The following is a 16,334-nucleotide window of genomic DNA, read 5'->3' as shown; positions in this document are numbered from 1 at the left end:
CTATGGACTTATTAGCACACCTTCCTGCTTTACAAGTTGTGGTACCGATGTTATCGGCACCACTTATTGTCTTATTACAACCACGAGGTCTGGCATGGGCGGGGGCAACTGCCGCGGCTTTGGTGAGTTTTGCCATCGCTCTGACGCTTGCCTTAGCTGTTTTAGACGGTCAAACCCTCGAGTACGCCATGGGGGGCTGGCCTGCACCTTATGGTATTGCCTTGTCGGTAGATGCGTTTAGTGCATTGTTATTACTGGTGATCACCGGTGCCGGCGCTACAGCCTTGTTGGCAGCCAGATCAAGCATTGATCAACAGATTGAATCTGAACGTCAGCCACTATTCTACTCAGCATGGTTACTGGTTCTATCTGGACTTGTGGGTATTGTCGTATCAGCAGATGCCTTCAATATTTTTGTCTTCATGGAAATTTCATCGCTGGCCAGCTACATATTAATAGCAGGTGGTCCAGACCGTCGCGCACTTCCTGCCGTTTTCAAATATCTAATGATGGGCACTATAGGCGCAACCTTCTACCTGATTGGTGTGGGTTTAATCTATATGATGACCGGCACACTTAACTTAGCTGATATACAAGATCGCCTCGGTGATGTTACCGATATAAATCCGGTTCTAGTCGCGGCTGGATTCATCACTATTGGTTTGGCTCTTAAAGCTGCAGTGTTTCCTTTGCATGTTTGGGTGCCAAACGCCTATACACACGCACCGCACATGGTGACGGTGTTTCTCGCTGCTTGCGCGACCAAGGTTGCACTGTATGTACTGATCCGATTTGACTATATGGTATTTCAGGCCACGCTTGAGGATCACGAAATTCAGTTCGCATTGTTTGCGATGCCATTGGCCATTCTCGGAATACTTATTGCCTCCGCAGTCGCGATGTTCGAAGGACATCTTAAAAGACTGCTTGCTTCATCATCTATTGCACAAATAGGCTATATTTTGCTTGGTGCTAGCTTTGTCAGCATGGCCGGACTCAGCGCCAGCGCGATGCATCTGTTCAACCATGCGCTGGCAAAAGGAGGCTTGTTCCTCGCGGTTGCTTGTCTAGCTTATAAGTATCGCGACTTGCGCCTAAATCAACTCGGTGGTGCTGCAGCCCGTATGCCTTGGACTTGTGCTGCTTTTGTTGTGTGTGGTTTGAGCTTAATCGGCGTGCCTGGTACTGCGGGATTTATTAGTAAATGGCTACTTATTACCGCAGCTTTGGAAAGCGGACCTTGGGGTTGGGGGCTAGTAGCAATTATTCTCGTCAGTTCCTTGATGGCGGTGGTTTATGTTTGGCGCATCGTTGAAGCACTTTACTTCCAAGTTCCTGTCGACGGAGAAGGCCCAACATCTGAAGCACCAGTACAAATGTTATTAGTTACCGGTTTTATTGCACTACTCAATATATACTTCGGACTGTTTCCACAGGTTCCATTAGAACTCGCAAATAGTGCTGCAGCCCTTCTCTTGGAGGGTTCACAATGACACCAGAAACGACCATATTAGTAGCCATTGGCCTTCCAATAGTAGGAGCTCTGGCTATTTCCCTTGCTGGGCGTATAGGCCCTAATATTCGCGAAGCTGCAACGGCTATTACGTCTGTTTCATTAATCTGGGTGGTATGGGGACTACTTCCGATCCTTATGGATGGAGGACGCCCCTCTATAGAGGTTAGCGAGGTCATGCCAGGGCTCAACATTGCCTTTACTGTTGAACCTCTGGGCATGTTATTCGCGGCATTGGCATCCGGACTTTGGCTAATCAACTCGATATATTCCGTTGGCTACATGCGCGGTAATAAAGAGAAAAACCAAACTAGATTTTTTGTATGCTTCGCGCTAGCTCTTTCAGCCACTATTGGTGTTGCTTTCGCTGGGAATCTATTCACTCTATTTTTATTCTACGAACTATTAACACTCTCGACATACCCTCTGGTTGCACACAAAGGCGATGCAGCTACAATACGTTCGGCAAGAATTTATCTGGGTGTTTTACTCAGTACATCTATTGGTTTGTTCCTTCCTGCAATCATCTGGACTTATACCGTGGCAGGAACGGGCGACTTTACTACAGGCGGGATCCTCGCCGGTAAGTTGAATGACCCAGAAATAGGGTTACTTCTGGCCTTGTTTGTATTCGGTATTGGCAAGGCTGCAGTGATGCCTGTACACAAATGGCTACCGGCGGCTATGGTGGCCCCTACCCCAGTGAGCGCTTTACTGCATGCCGTTGCGGTGGTTAAAGCTGGTGTTTTTGCGATCACCAAGATCATCGTTTATATATTCGGGATTGAATATCTATTTGAATCACCCAGCTCAGAATGGCTTTTATATGTTGCGGCATTTACCATCATTGTAGCGAGTCTAGTTGCAATGCGCCAAACCAACATCAAACGCCTACTAGCCTACTCAACTATTGCCCAGCTATCGTATGTGGTTATGGCCTCAGCCATTCTCAAACCACTCGCAGAGGTTGGCGCCGCCTTACATATGGTGGCGCATGCTTTTGGTAAGATTACTTTGTTCTTTGCTGCAGGCGCAATTTATGTTGCCTCCAAAAAAACCGAAATCCATCAATTACGGGGTATTGGTAGGCGCATGCCATGGACAATGGCAGCGTTTACCATCGGTGCACTGAGTATGATTGGTGTCCCTCCCACCGCGGGATTCGTCTCCAAATGGTATATTTTGGCCGGAGCTTTCGAAGCTAACAATCTAGTGGCAGTATTCACCATCATTGCAAGTACCGTTCTTAATGCCGCTTACTTTTTGCCGATTTTATACCTAGTTTGGTTTGAGCGAGAAAAAGAAGGTGACAAGGAACACGGCGAAGCACCGTTTTTAGCTGTGCTGGCATTGTGTATGACCGCCATACTGACACTCGCTTTCTTTTTATTTAACGGTCCAGTAATTGAACTGGAAAGCCAAGTAGTTAAGGGGCTCGGTTAAAATGAATGACGAAAAACAATTGCACTGGTTAGTGCGACCTTCAACGATTCGTAAGCTCTGGATTGGTTTCAGTGTTGTACTGACCTTGGTGGTACTTGCGCAGACAGTCATATACGTTAAAGGTTATTTCGGCTTTGATGGCTGGTTTGGGTTCGGTGCAGTTTATGGATTTGTCAGTTGTCTGGTGATGGTACTAGTAGCAAAATTATTAGGTCTGTTTCTAAAACGCCCACTAGACTATTACGATGAACCAGAACAAGTTCAAACCTCAGCCCCCAGTCATGACAAGGTAAAGGAGAGCAACAATGACGTTTGAACTTTTCTCTCCAGCATTTATCCTGCTAATAGCTGCTGTTCTAATATGTTTGGTTAAGGGTCACGCGCGAACGGCAGTCATATTAATAGCGCCAATTATTACCCTATGGGCAATATGGCAGATCCCTGATGGTGTTCAGGGTACGGTAAAATTTCTTTCATACAACATTGAACCCCTCGAGGGGAGTCCGCTAAGGCGATTGTTTGCTACTATTTTTGCGATCATGGTCTTTGTAGGAGGTCTTTACTCTTTTCGTATAGCGCGTTGGTATGAACTTGCCGCAGCCTTTGCATACGCTGCAGGTGCTATAGGCGTCTGTTTTGCCGGCGACCTCATTACGATGTTTTTATACTGGGAACTGATGGCGATATTTTCTACCATTGTTGTGTGGTGTGGTGGTACGCCTGGCGCACGAGCCGCGGGGATACGATATGCCATCATGCATCTTCTCGGTGGCGTGGTGCTTAAAGTTGGAATTGAAGGTGTAGTGATAGGTACCGGTTCTATCCAAATTCAACCTATGCTGGCAACAGATTTCAGCACATGGATGATACTTATCGGCATATTGATAAACGCCGCGGCCCCTCCGGTATCAGCTTGGCTTGCCGATGCATACCCTGAATCTACCCCCACAGGCTCAGTGTTCCTGTCGGCATTTACGACCAAAACAGCTGTGCTGGCACTGATATTATTATTCCCAGGCGAACCTGTGCTGATTGGCATAGGTCTATTTATGGTTATGTACGGTATTATTTTCGCCTTATTGGAAAATGATGTACGGCGGATCCTTGCCTATTCCGTGGTTAACCAAGTCGGATTTATGGTTGTTGCCGTAGGCATTGGTACTGAAATGGCTCTTAATGGCGCAACGGCTCATGCTTTTGCACATATTATATATAAAGCGCTACTGTTTATGAGTGCTGGGGTTGTTATATACCGCACAGGGAAAAATAAATGTATGGAGCTGGGTGGTCTATTTCGTACCATGCCACTCACCTGCGTCTGCGGTATTATTGGCGCGCTAGCCATTTCAAGTTTTCCACTGACTTCAGGTTTTACGACAAAAAGCATGATCTCCCAGGCGGCTGTCGATGGAAATTTAGTGTGGGTTTACATGGCATTAACCGCCGCGTCGGCCGGCGTATTTCTTCATGCCGGGATCAAATTCCCATGGTTTGTGTTCTTCCAAAAAGACTCAGGGTTAAGGCCAAAAGATGCGCCATGGAATATGGGGTTGGCGATGGTCATTTTTGCCAGCTTATGCATTTTACTGGGTGTTTTTCCTGAAATGCTTTATGCCCTGCTTCCCTACCCCGTTGACTACCAACCGTACTCGATTGGTAAAGTACTGTTCTACTTGCAGTTGTTGCTATTTTCAGGACTGGCTTTCTTCGTATTATTGCCACTAATGAAACGTACCATGACGATTAGCCTCGACACCGATTGGCTTTGGCGACGTGCGGCCTTTTCATTGGGTAGGTTGATCGAACGAGCGCTTAGCTCACTAGGTGAAGTGGTTACGCAACAACGAAACCGCTTGCAGAAATTCTTACAACGTATGGCAGTTCGTTACCTAGGCCAACCGCATACTGCAGATAGCCAAGAGCGCGGCGTGTTCGCGCGCTCTTGGACCGTGGGCACTACTGTGCTATGGATCGCTGGGTTGCTATCAGCCTACGTGTTGTTGTACTACCTGTAGCAGCAATGGGCAGCAAATTTTTCACTTGACCCCATTTGGCATAGTAATTTCTCAGATCAGATAGTGACTTTTACACGCGTTGAAGATGCGTATTGTGGGGGGCTGGAGGCTAGGGCTAAACATGCCATTACTAACATTTCTGGGTTTTCATAACGAGAAACTTAGGCGGTGTTTTAACACAAATCAATTATAGCAGTACACATAAACATAACACTCAATGGGAAGGTTTTATGGTGCTGAAACGTAGAAAAAGATGCCATTTTCTAGCGACTATCTCAAAATGAACTAGCCAATTATATCCGCTTTACCTTTGGTACTAACCTTACTTTATAAGCTAAGTAAGGTTAGCCATTTTTTTAGATTCATTCTTGTAAATTAATTGATATTGAAACTAACCCCATTGCTCGCATGAGTAAATATATGGCAAACCGATATAAGTATATCGTGAATGAGTAGTCGCTCTAAATTGCTTTGGGGCAGATCTTAGCTAGCCATGCCAACTGAGAGATGGACAAAAGTGGGTTTAAGATATGGCCTAGTGTGGGCGAAGCACCACGACGTTAGTGACCGTAGGCCATAGTGGTAACGCACTATGCGTATATAACACCACGGTGCATTAGCCATTTTTCAATCTCGACAGCAAACAGAATAAGCGAAGAAATAAACAGACAGACAGCAAGATCGACCATTGGTAGAGGCTGGGTATGGAAAATGGTATTTAATGCGGGCGTATAAATCACCACCATCTGTAATAACAACGTCAGCAAAAATGACCCTAGCATTGGTAAATTACTGAATAAACCAATGCGCAAGAATGAAGTGCTCTCGCTGCGAACCGCCAGTGAGTGAAACAACTGTGATACGGTTAATACGGTAAACACCATAGTCTGCCAGTAAACGACATCACGGGAAATAGCCCACGCCATAGTAGCAATGGATATTCCACCAATAAATAACCCAACCCAGAGAATATGCTGCCACATACCATGAGAAAAAATACTTTCCTTTGGAGGACATGGCGCACGATTCATTATATCCGGTTCGGCTGGCTCGGTGGTTAATGCAAGGCCCGGCAGGCCATCGGTCACTAGGTTAATCCACAGGATATGGATCGGCAGTAAAGGAATAGGCAACCCGAAAAATGGTGCTAAGAATAAGGTCAATATTTCACCGGCATTGGAACTCAAAGTATATTTGATAAATTTGCGAATATTATCGAAGGTGCGGCGCCCCGACCGTATCGCTCGAACGATCGAGGAAAAATCATCATCCAGTAATACCATATCCGAAGCTTCGCGAGCTACATCGGTTCCCTTCAGCCCCATGGCCACGCCAATACTCGCCCGCTTCAATGCCGGCGCATCATTGACGCCATCTCCGGTCATAGCGACAAATTCGCCTTTGTCTTGCAACGCTTTGACGATACGTAATTTTTGTTCAGGCGTCACCCTCGCGTACACCCGTATCGAGTCAACTAGGCGGGAGAATTCTTCATCAGGTATTTTAGCGAGTTGATCACCACTTAACATCTTTCTATCATCATCTATAATACCCAGACGTTGTGCTATCGCCATCGCGGTACCTGGATGATCGCCAGTAATCATTACCGGAATAATGCCCGCGGTAAGGCAATCATTCACAGCCTGGGGTACTTCAGGCCGTGGCGGGTCGATCAGCGCCACCAGCCCCAGAAAGGTGAGTTCTCGCTCCACTGTTTCGGCGTCCACTGACTCAGGTAAACAGCTAAATTCACGTTTTGCAAATGCCAGTACACGGTAACCTTTATTCGCTAACTGTGCGGCCTCAGCCAACACGGCCGCGACTTCAAAGGCTGTAACCCCATCATTATTTAAGCCCTGAATACATTGTTGTAGTACCTGTTCCGGCGCACCTTTGATGTACGCAGTCACTAAATCGGCGGTTTGATGCAAGGTTGTCATCTGTTTTCGTTCGCTATCAAACGCAATCACAGCTATACGTGGCGTTGTCAGCTCTAAGATGGACTTGTCAAAACCGGCCATGTGAGCTGCTTCAAACAGCGCCAGTTCGGTCGGTTCACCTGCGGGTTTTCCATCTTTTTCCATGATGTCATTGTTCAGTGCCATGGCTTGGCTCAGCTCAGCCCATGGAATACTGGCTTCTGGCTCAGGCAGTGATCCGCGCTGCTCTCCAGCGGCGAAAAATAACTCAACGGTCATGAGATTTTGTGTCAGAGTACCTGTCTTGTCAGTACAGATATAGGTAACTGAACCTAGGGTCTCCACTGCGGGTAAGTTACGCACTAGCACGTTATGCCGAATCAAGTTACGCGCACCCAGAGCAAGTGAAATGGTCACCACCGCCGGCAGTGCTTCCGGTATCGCGGCAACGCCCAAGCTCACCGAGGTCAAAAACATCAGTAATATGGGCTGTCCTTGCAGCAAGCCTGCAGCAAACACCACCACACATATTGCCAGCACGGCCAAAGCAAGGTAACGGCCAAAACGTGACAATCGCGTTTGCAGCGGTGTTTTGACACTGGCTTCATCTTGTAGCAACCCAGCAATCTGGCCTATCTCGGTTTCCATTCCACTGGCAACCACCACCCCCTTGCCACGTCCACGAGTGATCATGCTGCTCTTAAATACTAGATTAACACGATCACCAATGGCCAACGCGGTATCCGCTAACGGCTCTGTTTGCTTTTCTATTGCGTGCGATTCACCAGTCAATGTTGATTCATCGACCAGCAGCTCTTCCTCTTCCAGTAAGCGCAGATCAGCAGGCACAATATTGCCTGCTTCCAGTATGACAACATCACCCGGCACCAGCTCTGTTGCGCCAAGAGTCACTTGATGACCATCACGTAGTACATAGGCCTCTGGCGCTGCCATTTTTCGCAATGCCGCCACGGCTCGCTCTGCCTTAAATTCCTGTACAGTGCCGATAACCGCATTAAGTAATACAATCACTAAAATGGCAATGGTATCTTGTGGCTCACCGATAAAACCCGAAATCACCGCAGCTACCAGCAACACAATAATCATGAAATCAGAAAACTGTCCGAGTAAAATGTACAGCAGAGAACGTCGTCGTTTTTGGATAATAGCATTATGGCCATATTCAATCAGGCGTTTTTTTGCCTGCTCCGTGGTCAGGCCTGTTAACGAAGAGTTAAGCCGCTGTAGAACATCTGCAAATGGTAAACTGTGCCACTTTACTGATGACATGTTAGTTTCCGACCAATAAGTAAATAAGCGAGGCGGTTATCACCGCCACTAGCAATGCCTGTATGCCACTGCGTAACCACGTCACCCCGGATATCCGGCCAAGAAAAACCCCCAATAAAAAAGTGAGCAACAGGGCCACAAAGATGGCGGCATACAGAGGTGGAATAGGAAGGTTGACGCCGGCAGTTGCCAGCCATAGGGGCGATAATATTAACAGTGAAATGACCAGCGGCGCTAGGCCATTCACCAATGCAATCAACAAGGGTACCCAGCGCGTTGCAATGCCATGCGCACTATGTTGAAGATCACTCATCATTGCCCTCTCCAGTTGCCCCAAAGCATGCTTTCGCTCTGCAGATTCACTGATGTAAGCACTACTAATACCACTAATGCTCAGCGCAATCGCCGCACCCAAACAGACACCAATAATCATTGATAAATCGGCGGGGGTACTGACAAGAAAACCCATGATCAGTCCTAGCATGGTAAGTGCACCATCAAAGCCATTAACAACAAAATAACGACGCACAATCCCCCGCGTACGGGTGATATCTAATAAAAATTTGGCCTGATTTAACAGACTCATAAAATGTTAACCAGCAACCGTTTCATTATGTACTTCAACCTCATCAATACTGTGAAGAGAACCACCCATGTTGCTAATGGCAGATTGAACGCCTTTAAAATCAATCGCGCTACCAAACAGCTCTATTTGAACCGTTTCGGTATTTTCATCCATCTCAAGAACAACCAGTTTTACTTGATAATCGACACCTGTTTCGGCAATGGCCCGAGAAAAATCAAGCGCATTAGGTTGATGAGGTTTGAGTACATCCAGAACAACCCTTTTGACCTTAACCATAAAAAATAGTCCTTTAATCCTTTGTCTTGTTAATTATAGTAAAACTCTCATCAATTTGTCATGGAGCGCCTACTATTTCTGGGTAATTTTGGACCCTAATGTCTTGGTTAACATTTGAAGTCATACTGTCTAATATGCACCATTTATCTAGCAGTGCTACGGTAATCAATATAGGGACTTTTAACTTAGATGACGCTAGCTTTTTATGATGGTATGCAAGCCGCAAAAGATAGGTTTTAATAATGAATGATTTTTCAGAAGCGTTTTAATCAATAATATTCATTCAGCACAAGATGCATCAGCGGAAACGTTAGCATTCTCACTTTTTACAAATAAGATAAACCTAAGACGGTTACAAATGAGGTTAAAAGTGCTGGCTAATCCCATCGCAAAATTTTAGCATCAGCGATTTAAGTAATCTTTATTTTGTCTTCTCCCATTTTGATTGTTTGTAACCACTTCAATCATGGCAAATCGATGCCGTAGTGGAAGGAGACCATCACATCAGGTTAAGTAACTAAGGGAAATGCCGAAACGGCTGAAGAGATCAAAAAGAGGTTAGCTGTAGTTCCCCTTTTGGTCTGTGTATTAGATGTGAGCAAGGGCCACGACTTTAGCGGTCGCAGGCCATAAAAAAATAAATAGCGGCTACTACCCTGAGATATTATTAACTGAACTTATCGACTCTATTTATTGGTTAAATTGATTCACTTTATTCAGTAAGCGCATAAACTCGCTTTGTTCAACATCGGTTAATGCCGCTAAAAAGTGTTGATTAACCCACCCGGCTTCATGAATTAGGTCTTGCTCGAGTGCTTTGCCATTGTCGGTTAAAAATATTTGAAATGCGCGGCGGTTATCCGCTTCTTGGTGACGGGTAACAAATCCCTGGACTTGCAGATGATCAAGCAGACGAGTCATTGTGTAGTTGGCCACATCACAACGCTTAGACAACTCTGTTTGACTTAATCCTTCCTCTTGCCACAACGTAAACAACACCGGCCAAAGTTTACTGTCTAACTCATAGCGCTTTAAACGCGTGTCGAGTTCTTGCTGCAAGGCAATATTAAGATGGGAAATCAGGTAACTTAAACTTTCAAATCGTTTCAAATGATACCTCCTACATCGTCAGTGGGATGTATTGACTGGTTTAAGACTAATGCCAATGCCTTTACAGCAGCTAAATCACACTTGAACTTATTTTTAGATTACCATCTCTATACGTTAAGAAAAGCTATTTTAGTCAAAAGATAAATATTCATTAATGTAACGATAATAGCAGGCGCGATTTAATTGCCCTACTAGGCCCCGTACTACTGGTGCATAAATACCATCGTCTGTCACAGTAATATCAGCAACATCGATGACGGGCATTTGTGTACCTATACTACTGGTAAATATCAGTTTATTTTTTTTATAACCGTCAATAGGATCGGCATGATAATCCACCAGCAATAAGGGATAAGCCTCAACCGATACTTTAACCTTCTCTACGGGAGTGATTAGAAAATACTCGCCTTCGATGCAATGCAAGATACTACTAAACAAGGCCGCAAACTTTGCTGGCAACGGACTGCTTAGATACAGCCAATCACCATTAGCTTGAATATGAAACAGTGTGTCATCACTGCATAACACGACACCTTCAGGTCGAGTATATGAACTTAATGTTTCTGTTTCATCTTCCATAATCGGCCTCTTCTATGATGTCATTAATTTAAGCAATGCTTCTATCGGATGCTGAGGTTTAAAGCCTGCAAAGCGCTTAACTTGGCTGCGACAAGAATATCCAGATACCAATACTTGGCTGTGTTGAGCAATTTTTTCAATGCTCGGCTGCCAAGACATCTCAAACAGTTTTTCAGAACGCTCAACGTTTTCAAGTTCGTGTCCGTAGGTGCCCGCCATACCGCAACACCCCAAATTAACACTGTGTAATTTGGCGCCAAAATGGCTAAAAATGGCTTTCCATTCATTGGCGGTATTCGGTTTCGCTGTCGATTCAGTGCAATGACTGAACCAAGTGTATTGCGGTGCATCTTTTTCTAATGCTGACACTTCACTTCGGGATGCCACAACATCAGTTAACCATTCATTGGCTAACAGCACCTTAAATGGCCCACGACGCTGACCTAAGGCTTCTTTATACTCATCGCGATAACATAATACTAATGCCGGATCTAACCCGACCATCGGCATACCAAGGGCATGAACGCGGTTTAAGAAGTCAGCACTGTTTTGCGCTGTTTTAGCAAACTTGTCCAAAAAGCCTTTAATATGTGTCGGCTTACCATTGGGTTTAAATGGCAGCAATATCGGCTTAAATCCAAGCTTTTCAATTAATTGAATAAAACGGTAAACCAAGCCTGCATCATAAAAACTGTTAAACGGGTCTTGCACCACCAGCACATATTGACTGCGCTGCGCTTCAGGGATGGTATACAAGGAACCCAAATCGTAACCGCGGCTTGAATGTCCGTCTAAGCGCTGTTTTAGTGTAGGCACTGATAGCTTAGGCGCATCGACATAACCAATGACTTTTTTAATCACCCATTTACTCAGCGGGTTTTGCGAGGCTAAGTTTGTCAATTTAGGCATGGCCGCCATCAACGGCAATGAATCTTCGATACCGGCAACTAAATAATCTTTAGCAGGACGTAAATAACGTTTGTAGTAAATATTAAAAAATTGCGCCCTAAATTTCGGCACATCTACTTTGACCGGACATTGACCAGAACAGGCCTTACACGCCAAACAGCCTTTAAGTGACTCCATCACTTCATGGGAGTAATCATAGTCACGTTGGTTGTTTAGGGTATTTTGAATTCGTTGCATCCATCCCAGTGGGGAAGACTTTTCCAAAGCGTCAACATCGACCCCTTCAGCTTCAAGTAAACGCAACCATTCACGCATTAAGCCCGCACGACCTTTAGGTGATTGTACTCTGTCACCGGTGACTTTAAACGACGGGCACATAGGTGAATAACTGCTGTAGTTAAAACACAGACCATTACCATTACAGTTCATCACATCAGGAAACGCGTCACGCACCTGCACTGGGATTTGTCTATCGAAACTGCCGCGTTTAACGCTGTCGACATTAAATAGCAATGGGCCTGACTTAGGCGGCGCCACTAATTTACCAGGATTGAGACGATTATCAGGATCAAACAAACCTTTGATCTGCTCCAGTACGCCATAGAGTTCGTCGCCAAACACGGCTGGGCCATATTCACCGCGAACCCCTTTGCCATGCTCACCCCACATCAGCCCGCCATATTTAAGCGTTAATGCCGCAACTTGATCTGAAATCACTTTGAGTAATTGCTCATCGGCGACATCACACATATCAAGCGCCGGGCGTACATGTAATACGCCCGCATCAACATGACCAAACATACCGTACTGCAAATTATGGCTATCGAGTAGCGCCCGAAATTCCATAATATAGTCAGCTAAGTTTTCTGGTGGTACGGCAGTATCTTCGGCAAAGGCTAATGGTTTACGTGCCCCTTTGGTGGCACCTAATAAGCCAACCGCTTTTTTACGCATTGCATAAATACTGTCGATGTCACTTATGTCGGTAATGATTTGAAAACCGACTAAACCAAATTGGGGTTGACTGAGTTGGCCGCTGAGCATCTCCTCTAATAGCGCGACTTTATGGTTAACCTCATCATCTTCACCGGCAAACTCGACCATATTAAGACCTTCTATGATCTTGTTCGGTACGGCTTTAATTTGCTCAGCAACCGAATGCCAAATAATGTCTTCACGGGCAAGGTTGAGCACTTTGGAGTCGACGGTTTCAACGACGGTCGCTTTGGCCTGTACTAATGATGGCGCATGACGTAACGCGGATTCAAATGAGTCATACTTAATATTCACCATCATCCGAGTTTTAGGTAATGGGGTAAGATTAAGCTTGGTTTCGGTGATCACTGCCAGCGTGCCTTCCGAACCGGTGAGAATACGCGATAAATCAAACTGGCTAAGGTCATCGTTCCACACATGCTTTAAATCATAGCCGGTTAAAAACCGGTTCAGTTTGGGGAAACGCTCAATAATAGTGTCCCGTTTTTGCAAGCATATCGCCGCTATTTGGCTGGCGATGGTATTGCCCAGCTTATTAGCACCAAAGGGTTGTTGATCAACCTTGTTATGGGCAATAGGCGTTGTGGTCAGTACGCTGCCATCAATGAGTACACTGGTCACGCCTAACACGTGATCTGATGTTTTTCCGTAAACTAATGAGCCAGCACCAGAGGCATCGGTATTAACCATACCGCCAATAGTGGCACGATTAGACGTTGATAAATCGGGACTGAAAAATAATCCATGCGGGCGTAAGGCATCATTTAAGGCGTCTTTAATCACCCCAGCTTGTACTCTAGCCCAACCTTCTTCTACATTAATCTCAAGCACTTGGTCTAAATGACGTGACACATCCAAAATTAACCCATGAGTTAACGCCTGACCATTAGTGCCGGTGCCGCCGCCTCGAGCACTAAAAGTGACTTGTTTATATTTTGGTTGCGCCGCTAGCGATAACACTAACTCGACATCTTGTTGATGCAGAGGATAAATAACCGCTTGCGGTAAAAACTGGTATACCGAGTTATCGGTTGCCTGAATAAGCCGCGCACTGTAACGCTTGTCTATTTCACCTTCAAACTCGCTTTGCTCAAGCGCGTCAAGATACTCAAGATAGATAGGTTCTAATGTTTGTTTATGTGATAGCAAAGGTAACATAGAGGACTTATTATTTATTGGCATATACATCCATTATAAACAAAAAAAAGCCGCTAAATAGCGGCTTTTCTAACAAGTTGAAAAAAATACAGGTTAAAGGTTAAATCAAACTGTATTTTTATGCTTATTTATGCGTGTGCTTCAGCTAAATATAACCAAGTGTCAATCACTGTATCTGGGTTAAGAGAAACAGAATCAATACCTTGCTCTACTAACCATGCCGCAAAATCGGGATGGTCTGATGGGCCTTGACCACAAATGCCCACATAAGCACCTTTGGCTTTAGCCGCTTTAATGGCCATAGATAATAATGCTTTAACCGCATCATTACGCTCATCAAACAAGTGGCTGATAATACCAGAGTCACGATCAAGCCCTAATGTTAACTGCGTTAAGTCGTTTGAACCGATAGAGAAACCATCGAAATGTTCAAGGAATTGGTCAGCTAATAGTGCGTTTGACGGTAATTCACACATCATAATGACGCGTAAACCGTCTTTACCGCGCTCTAAACCTTGTTCTTTAAGCAATTCAATCACTTGAGCAGCTTCATTAACAGTACGCACAAATGGGATCATCACTTCAACGTTGGTTAAGCCCATTTGCTTACGAACGCGTTTAATCGCTTCACATTCAAGCGCGAAACAATCGCGGAATGATTCAGAGATATAACGGCTGGCACCGCGAAAGCCCAACATTGGGTTTTCTTCATCTGGCTCGTAGCGATCACCACCGACTAAGTTTGCATACTCGTTAGACTTAAAGTCTGACATACGTACGATCACTTTCTTCGGATAGAACGCCGATGCGATAGTCGCAATACCTTCAACCAGACGTGCAATATAGAATTCAACGGGAGAATCATAACCAGCGATCATCTCATTGATTTCAGTTTGCAGTTCAGCAGTTTGACCGTTGAAATCAAGCAAGGCTTTAGGGTGAATACCAATCATGCGGTTAATGATGAACTCTAAACGCGCTAAACCGACACCTTCGTTAGGTAAACGAGCGAAGTCGAATGCACGGTCAGGATTACCGACGTTCATCATAATTTTCATCGGTAAATCAGGTAATGTATCAACACGGTTAGTGATGATTTCAAAGTCTTGTTTACCTGAATAAATTAAGCCAGTATCGCCTTCAGCGCAAGATACCGTGACAATGTCGCCCGTTTTAATACGGTCAGTGACATCACCACAACCCACAACAGCAGGTACACCTAATTCACGTGCAATGATCGCAGCATGGCAAGTACGGCCGCCACGGTTAGTCACAATCGCGCTCGCGCGCTTCATGATAGGTTCCCAATCAGGGTCTGTCATGTCGGTGACTAATACATCACCAGGTTGAATTTGGTCCATCTCATCAATCGAAGATAATACCTTAGCCACACCGGTACCAATCTTATGACCAATAGCACGGCCTTCACAGATCACGTCACCCCTAGTTTTCAAATGGAAACGTTCAATTAACTGGACATCTTCACGGCTACGGACCGTTTCTGGACGAGCTTGAACGATATACAACTTACCGTCGTTACCGTCTTTTGCCCATTCGATATCCATCGCACGGCCATAATGCTTTTCAATAATCACAGCTTGCTTAGCAAGCTCCATGACTTCTTCATCATTAATAGAGAATATACGACGTTGTTCAGCAGCAACATCTTCAATTTTAACTTGCTTGCCATGTGCAGCATCATCAGAGTAGACCATCTGAATCAACTTACTACCAATATTTCGACGCACAACAGCCTGATGACCTTGCGCTAAAATAGGTTTGTGTACATAGAATTCGTCAGGGTTAACCGCGCCTTGTACAACCATTTCACCTAAACCAAAAGATGAAGTGATAAAGACAACGTCATTGTTACCTGATTCAGTGTCCATGGTGAACATGACACCAGAAGCGGCTTTGTCTGAACGGACCATACGTTGTACGCCAGCAGATAAAGCAACTCCTTGATGTTCGTAACCTTGATGAACACGATAAGAAATTGCACGGTCGTTAAATAGTGAGGCATAAACATGCTTAACAGCCAGCATGACAGCATCAAACCCTTTAACGTTTAAGAATGTTTCTTGTTGGCCGGCAAAAGACGCATCTGGCATATCTTCAGCTGTCGCTGATGAACGCACTGCAAATGACGCTTCTTGAGTTTCGCTCGACAACTGCTCGTAAGCTTCGCGAATGGCAACTTCTAATGCTGGCTGAAATGGGGTGTCGATAACCCATTGTCTGATCTGCGCACCTACTTTTGCCAGCTCAGTAACATCATCAACATCCAATGTTGCCAGAATGTCAAAAATTTTCTGGTTAACTCCACTTTGTTCAAGGAACTCATTGAACGCATGAGAAGTTGTTGCAAAGCCGCCAGGGACCTGAACTCCTGCGTTGGCCAAATTGCTGATCATCTCTCCAAGGGATGCATTTTTTCCGCCAACCTTGTTAACATCACCCATGCCTAATTCTTGATACCAGAGTACATATTGCTGCACAGTTTTATCTCCGCAAGTTTTTATTTCAGTGGCCACTTCACA

11 protein-coding genes are annotated in these 16,334 nt (G+C 45.1%); 4 read left to right on the top strand and 7 right to left on the bottom strand.

Going from position 1 to position 16,334, the window contains the following annotated elements:
* The first annotated feature begins 2 nt into the window (after positions 1-2).
* Genes CXF80_RS02480 through CXF80_RS02465 form a run of 4 tightly spaced genes read left to right on the top strand, consistent with a single transcriptional unit; the run spans position 3 to position 4,971 of the window.
* Positions 3-1,493: a monovalent cation/H+ antiporter subunit D family protein gene (locus tag CXF80_RS02480; RefSeq protein ID WP_101030920.1), complete on the top strand. Its 1,491-nt coding sequence runs from the start codon at positions 3-5 to the stop codon at positions 1,491-1,493.
* On the top strand, positions 1,490-2,956 hold the full coding sequence (locus CXF80_RS02475) for a monovalent cation/H+ antiporter subunit D family protein (protein ID WP_101030918.1): 1,467 nt from the start codon (positions 1,490-1,492) through the stop codon (positions 2,954-2,956). The genes CXF80_RS02480 and CXF80_RS02475 overlap by 4 nt, the downstream gene beginning before the upstream one ends.
* A 1-nt stretch (position 2,957) precedes the next feature.
* The gene (locus CXF80_RS02470) at positions 2,958-3,272 is read left to right on the top strand and encodes a hypothetical protein (RefSeq protein WP_101030916.1); all 315 of its coding nucleotides are present in this window, start codon (positions 2,958-2,960) and stop codon (positions 3,270-3,272) included.
* The gene (locus CXF80_RS02465) at positions 3,262-4,971 is read left to right on the top strand and encodes a Na(+)/H(+) antiporter subunit D (protein ID WP_101030914.1); all 1,710 of its coding nucleotides are present in this window, start codon (positions 3,262-3,264) and stop codon (positions 4,969-4,971) included. Before CXF80_RS02470 ends, CXF80_RS02465 begins: the two co-directional genes overlap by 11 nt.
* 590 nt (positions 4,972-5,561) lie before the next feature.
* Here CXF80_RS02465 and CXF80_RS02460 read toward each other — a convergent pair.
* The 7 genes from CXF80_RS02460 to ppsA all read right to left on the bottom strand — a co-directional run bounded on the left by CXF80_RS02460 (position 5,562) and on the right by ppsA (position 16,292).
* A complete protein-coding gene (locus CXF80_RS02460) occupies positions 5,562-8,180 on the bottom strand; it encodes a cation-translocating P-type ATPase (protein WP_101030912.1) in 2,619 nt (872 codons plus the stop codon).
* Position 8,181: 1 nt separating this feature from the next.
* Positions 8,182-8,766 (bottom strand): hypothetical protein, encoded by a 585-nt coding sequence (locus CXF80_RS02455; protein WP_101030910.1) that lies wholly within the window; start codon positions 8,764-8,766, stop codon positions 8,182-8,184.
* A gap of 6 nt (positions 8,767-8,772) precedes the next feature.
* Positions 8,773-9,042 (bottom strand): DUF211 domain-containing protein, encoded by a 270-nt coding sequence (locus CXF80_RS02450; protein WP_101030908.1) that lies wholly within the window; start codon positions 9,040-9,042, stop codon positions 8,773-8,775.
* A 690-nt stretch (positions 9,043-9,732) separates the two neighbouring features.
* On the bottom strand, positions 9,733-10,152 hold the full coding sequence (locus CXF80_RS02445) for a MarR family winged helix-turn-helix transcriptional regulator (protein WP_101030906.1): 420 nt from the start codon (positions 10,150-10,152) through the stop codon (positions 9,733-9,735).
* Positions 10,153-10,281: 129 nt separating this feature from the next.
* Positions 10,282-10,731: a DUF1285 domain-containing protein gene (locus CXF80_RS02440; RefSeq protein WP_101030904.1), complete on the bottom strand. Its 450-nt coding sequence runs from the start codon at positions 10,729-10,731 to the stop codon at positions 10,282-10,284.
* Between the two features lie 12 nt (positions 10,732-10,743).
* Entirely contained in the window at positions 10,744-13,794 is a 3,051-nt protein-coding gene (gene ydiJ, locus CXF80_RS02435; RefSeq protein ID WP_101030902.1) for a D-2-hydroxyglutarate dehydrogenase YdiJ, read from the bottom strand.
* Positions 13,795-13,922: 128 nt separating this feature from the next.
* A complete protein-coding gene (gene ppsA / locus CXF80_RS02430) occupies positions 13,923-16,292 on the bottom strand; it encodes a phosphoenolpyruvate synthase (protein WP_101034649.1) in 2,370 nt (789 codons plus the stop codon).
* Positions 16,293-16,334 lie beyond the last annotated feature (42 nt).

Source organism: Shewanella sp. Actino-trap-3, from assembly GCF_002836275.1.
Lineage (GTDB): Bacteria > Pseudomonadota > Gammaproteobacteria > Enterobacterales > Shewanellaceae > Shewanella > Shewanella psychromarinicola.
The sequence above is the reverse complement of the archived record's forward strand: the minus strand, read 5'-3'. Positions and strand labels throughout refer to the sequence as shown.

Bases quoted from the DNA above. Each gene is read 5' to 3' on its own strand.
- CXF80_RS02480 (WP_101030920.1), top strand. From the start codon at position 3: ATGGACTTATTAGCACACCTTCCTGCTTTACAAGTTGTGGTACCGATG.
- ydiJ (WP_101030902.1), bottom strand. From the start codon at position 13,794: ATGTTACCTTTGCTATCACATAAACAAACATTAGAACCTATCTATCTT.
- CXF80_RS02440 (WP_101030904.1), bottom strand. From the start codon at position 10,731: ATGGAAGATGAAACAGAAACATTAAGTTCATATACTCGACCTGAAGGT.
- CXF80_RS02475 (WP_101030918.1), top strand. From the start codon at position 1,490: ATGACACCAGAAACGACCATATTAGTAGCCATTGGCCTTCCAATAGTA.
- CXF80_RS02465 (WP_101030914.1), top strand. From the start codon at position 3,262: ATGACGTTTGAACTTTTCTCTCCAGCATTTATCCTGCTAATAGCTGCT.
- CXF80_RS02450 (WP_101030908.1), bottom strand. From the start codon at position 9,042: ATGGTTAAGGTCAAAAGGGTTGTTCTGGATGTACTCAAACCTCATCAA.
- CXF80_RS02455 (WP_101030910.1), bottom strand. From the start codon at position 8,766: ATGAGTCTGTTAAATCAGGCCAAATTTTTATTAGATATCACCCGTACG.
- CXF80_RS02460 (WP_101030912.1), bottom strand. From the start codon at position 8,180: ATGTCATCAGTAAAGTGGCACAGTTTACCATTTGCAGATGTTCTACAG.
- CXF80_RS02470 (WP_101030916.1), top strand. From the start codon at position 2,958: ATGAATGACGAAAAACAATTGCACTGGTTAGTGCGACCTTCAACGATT.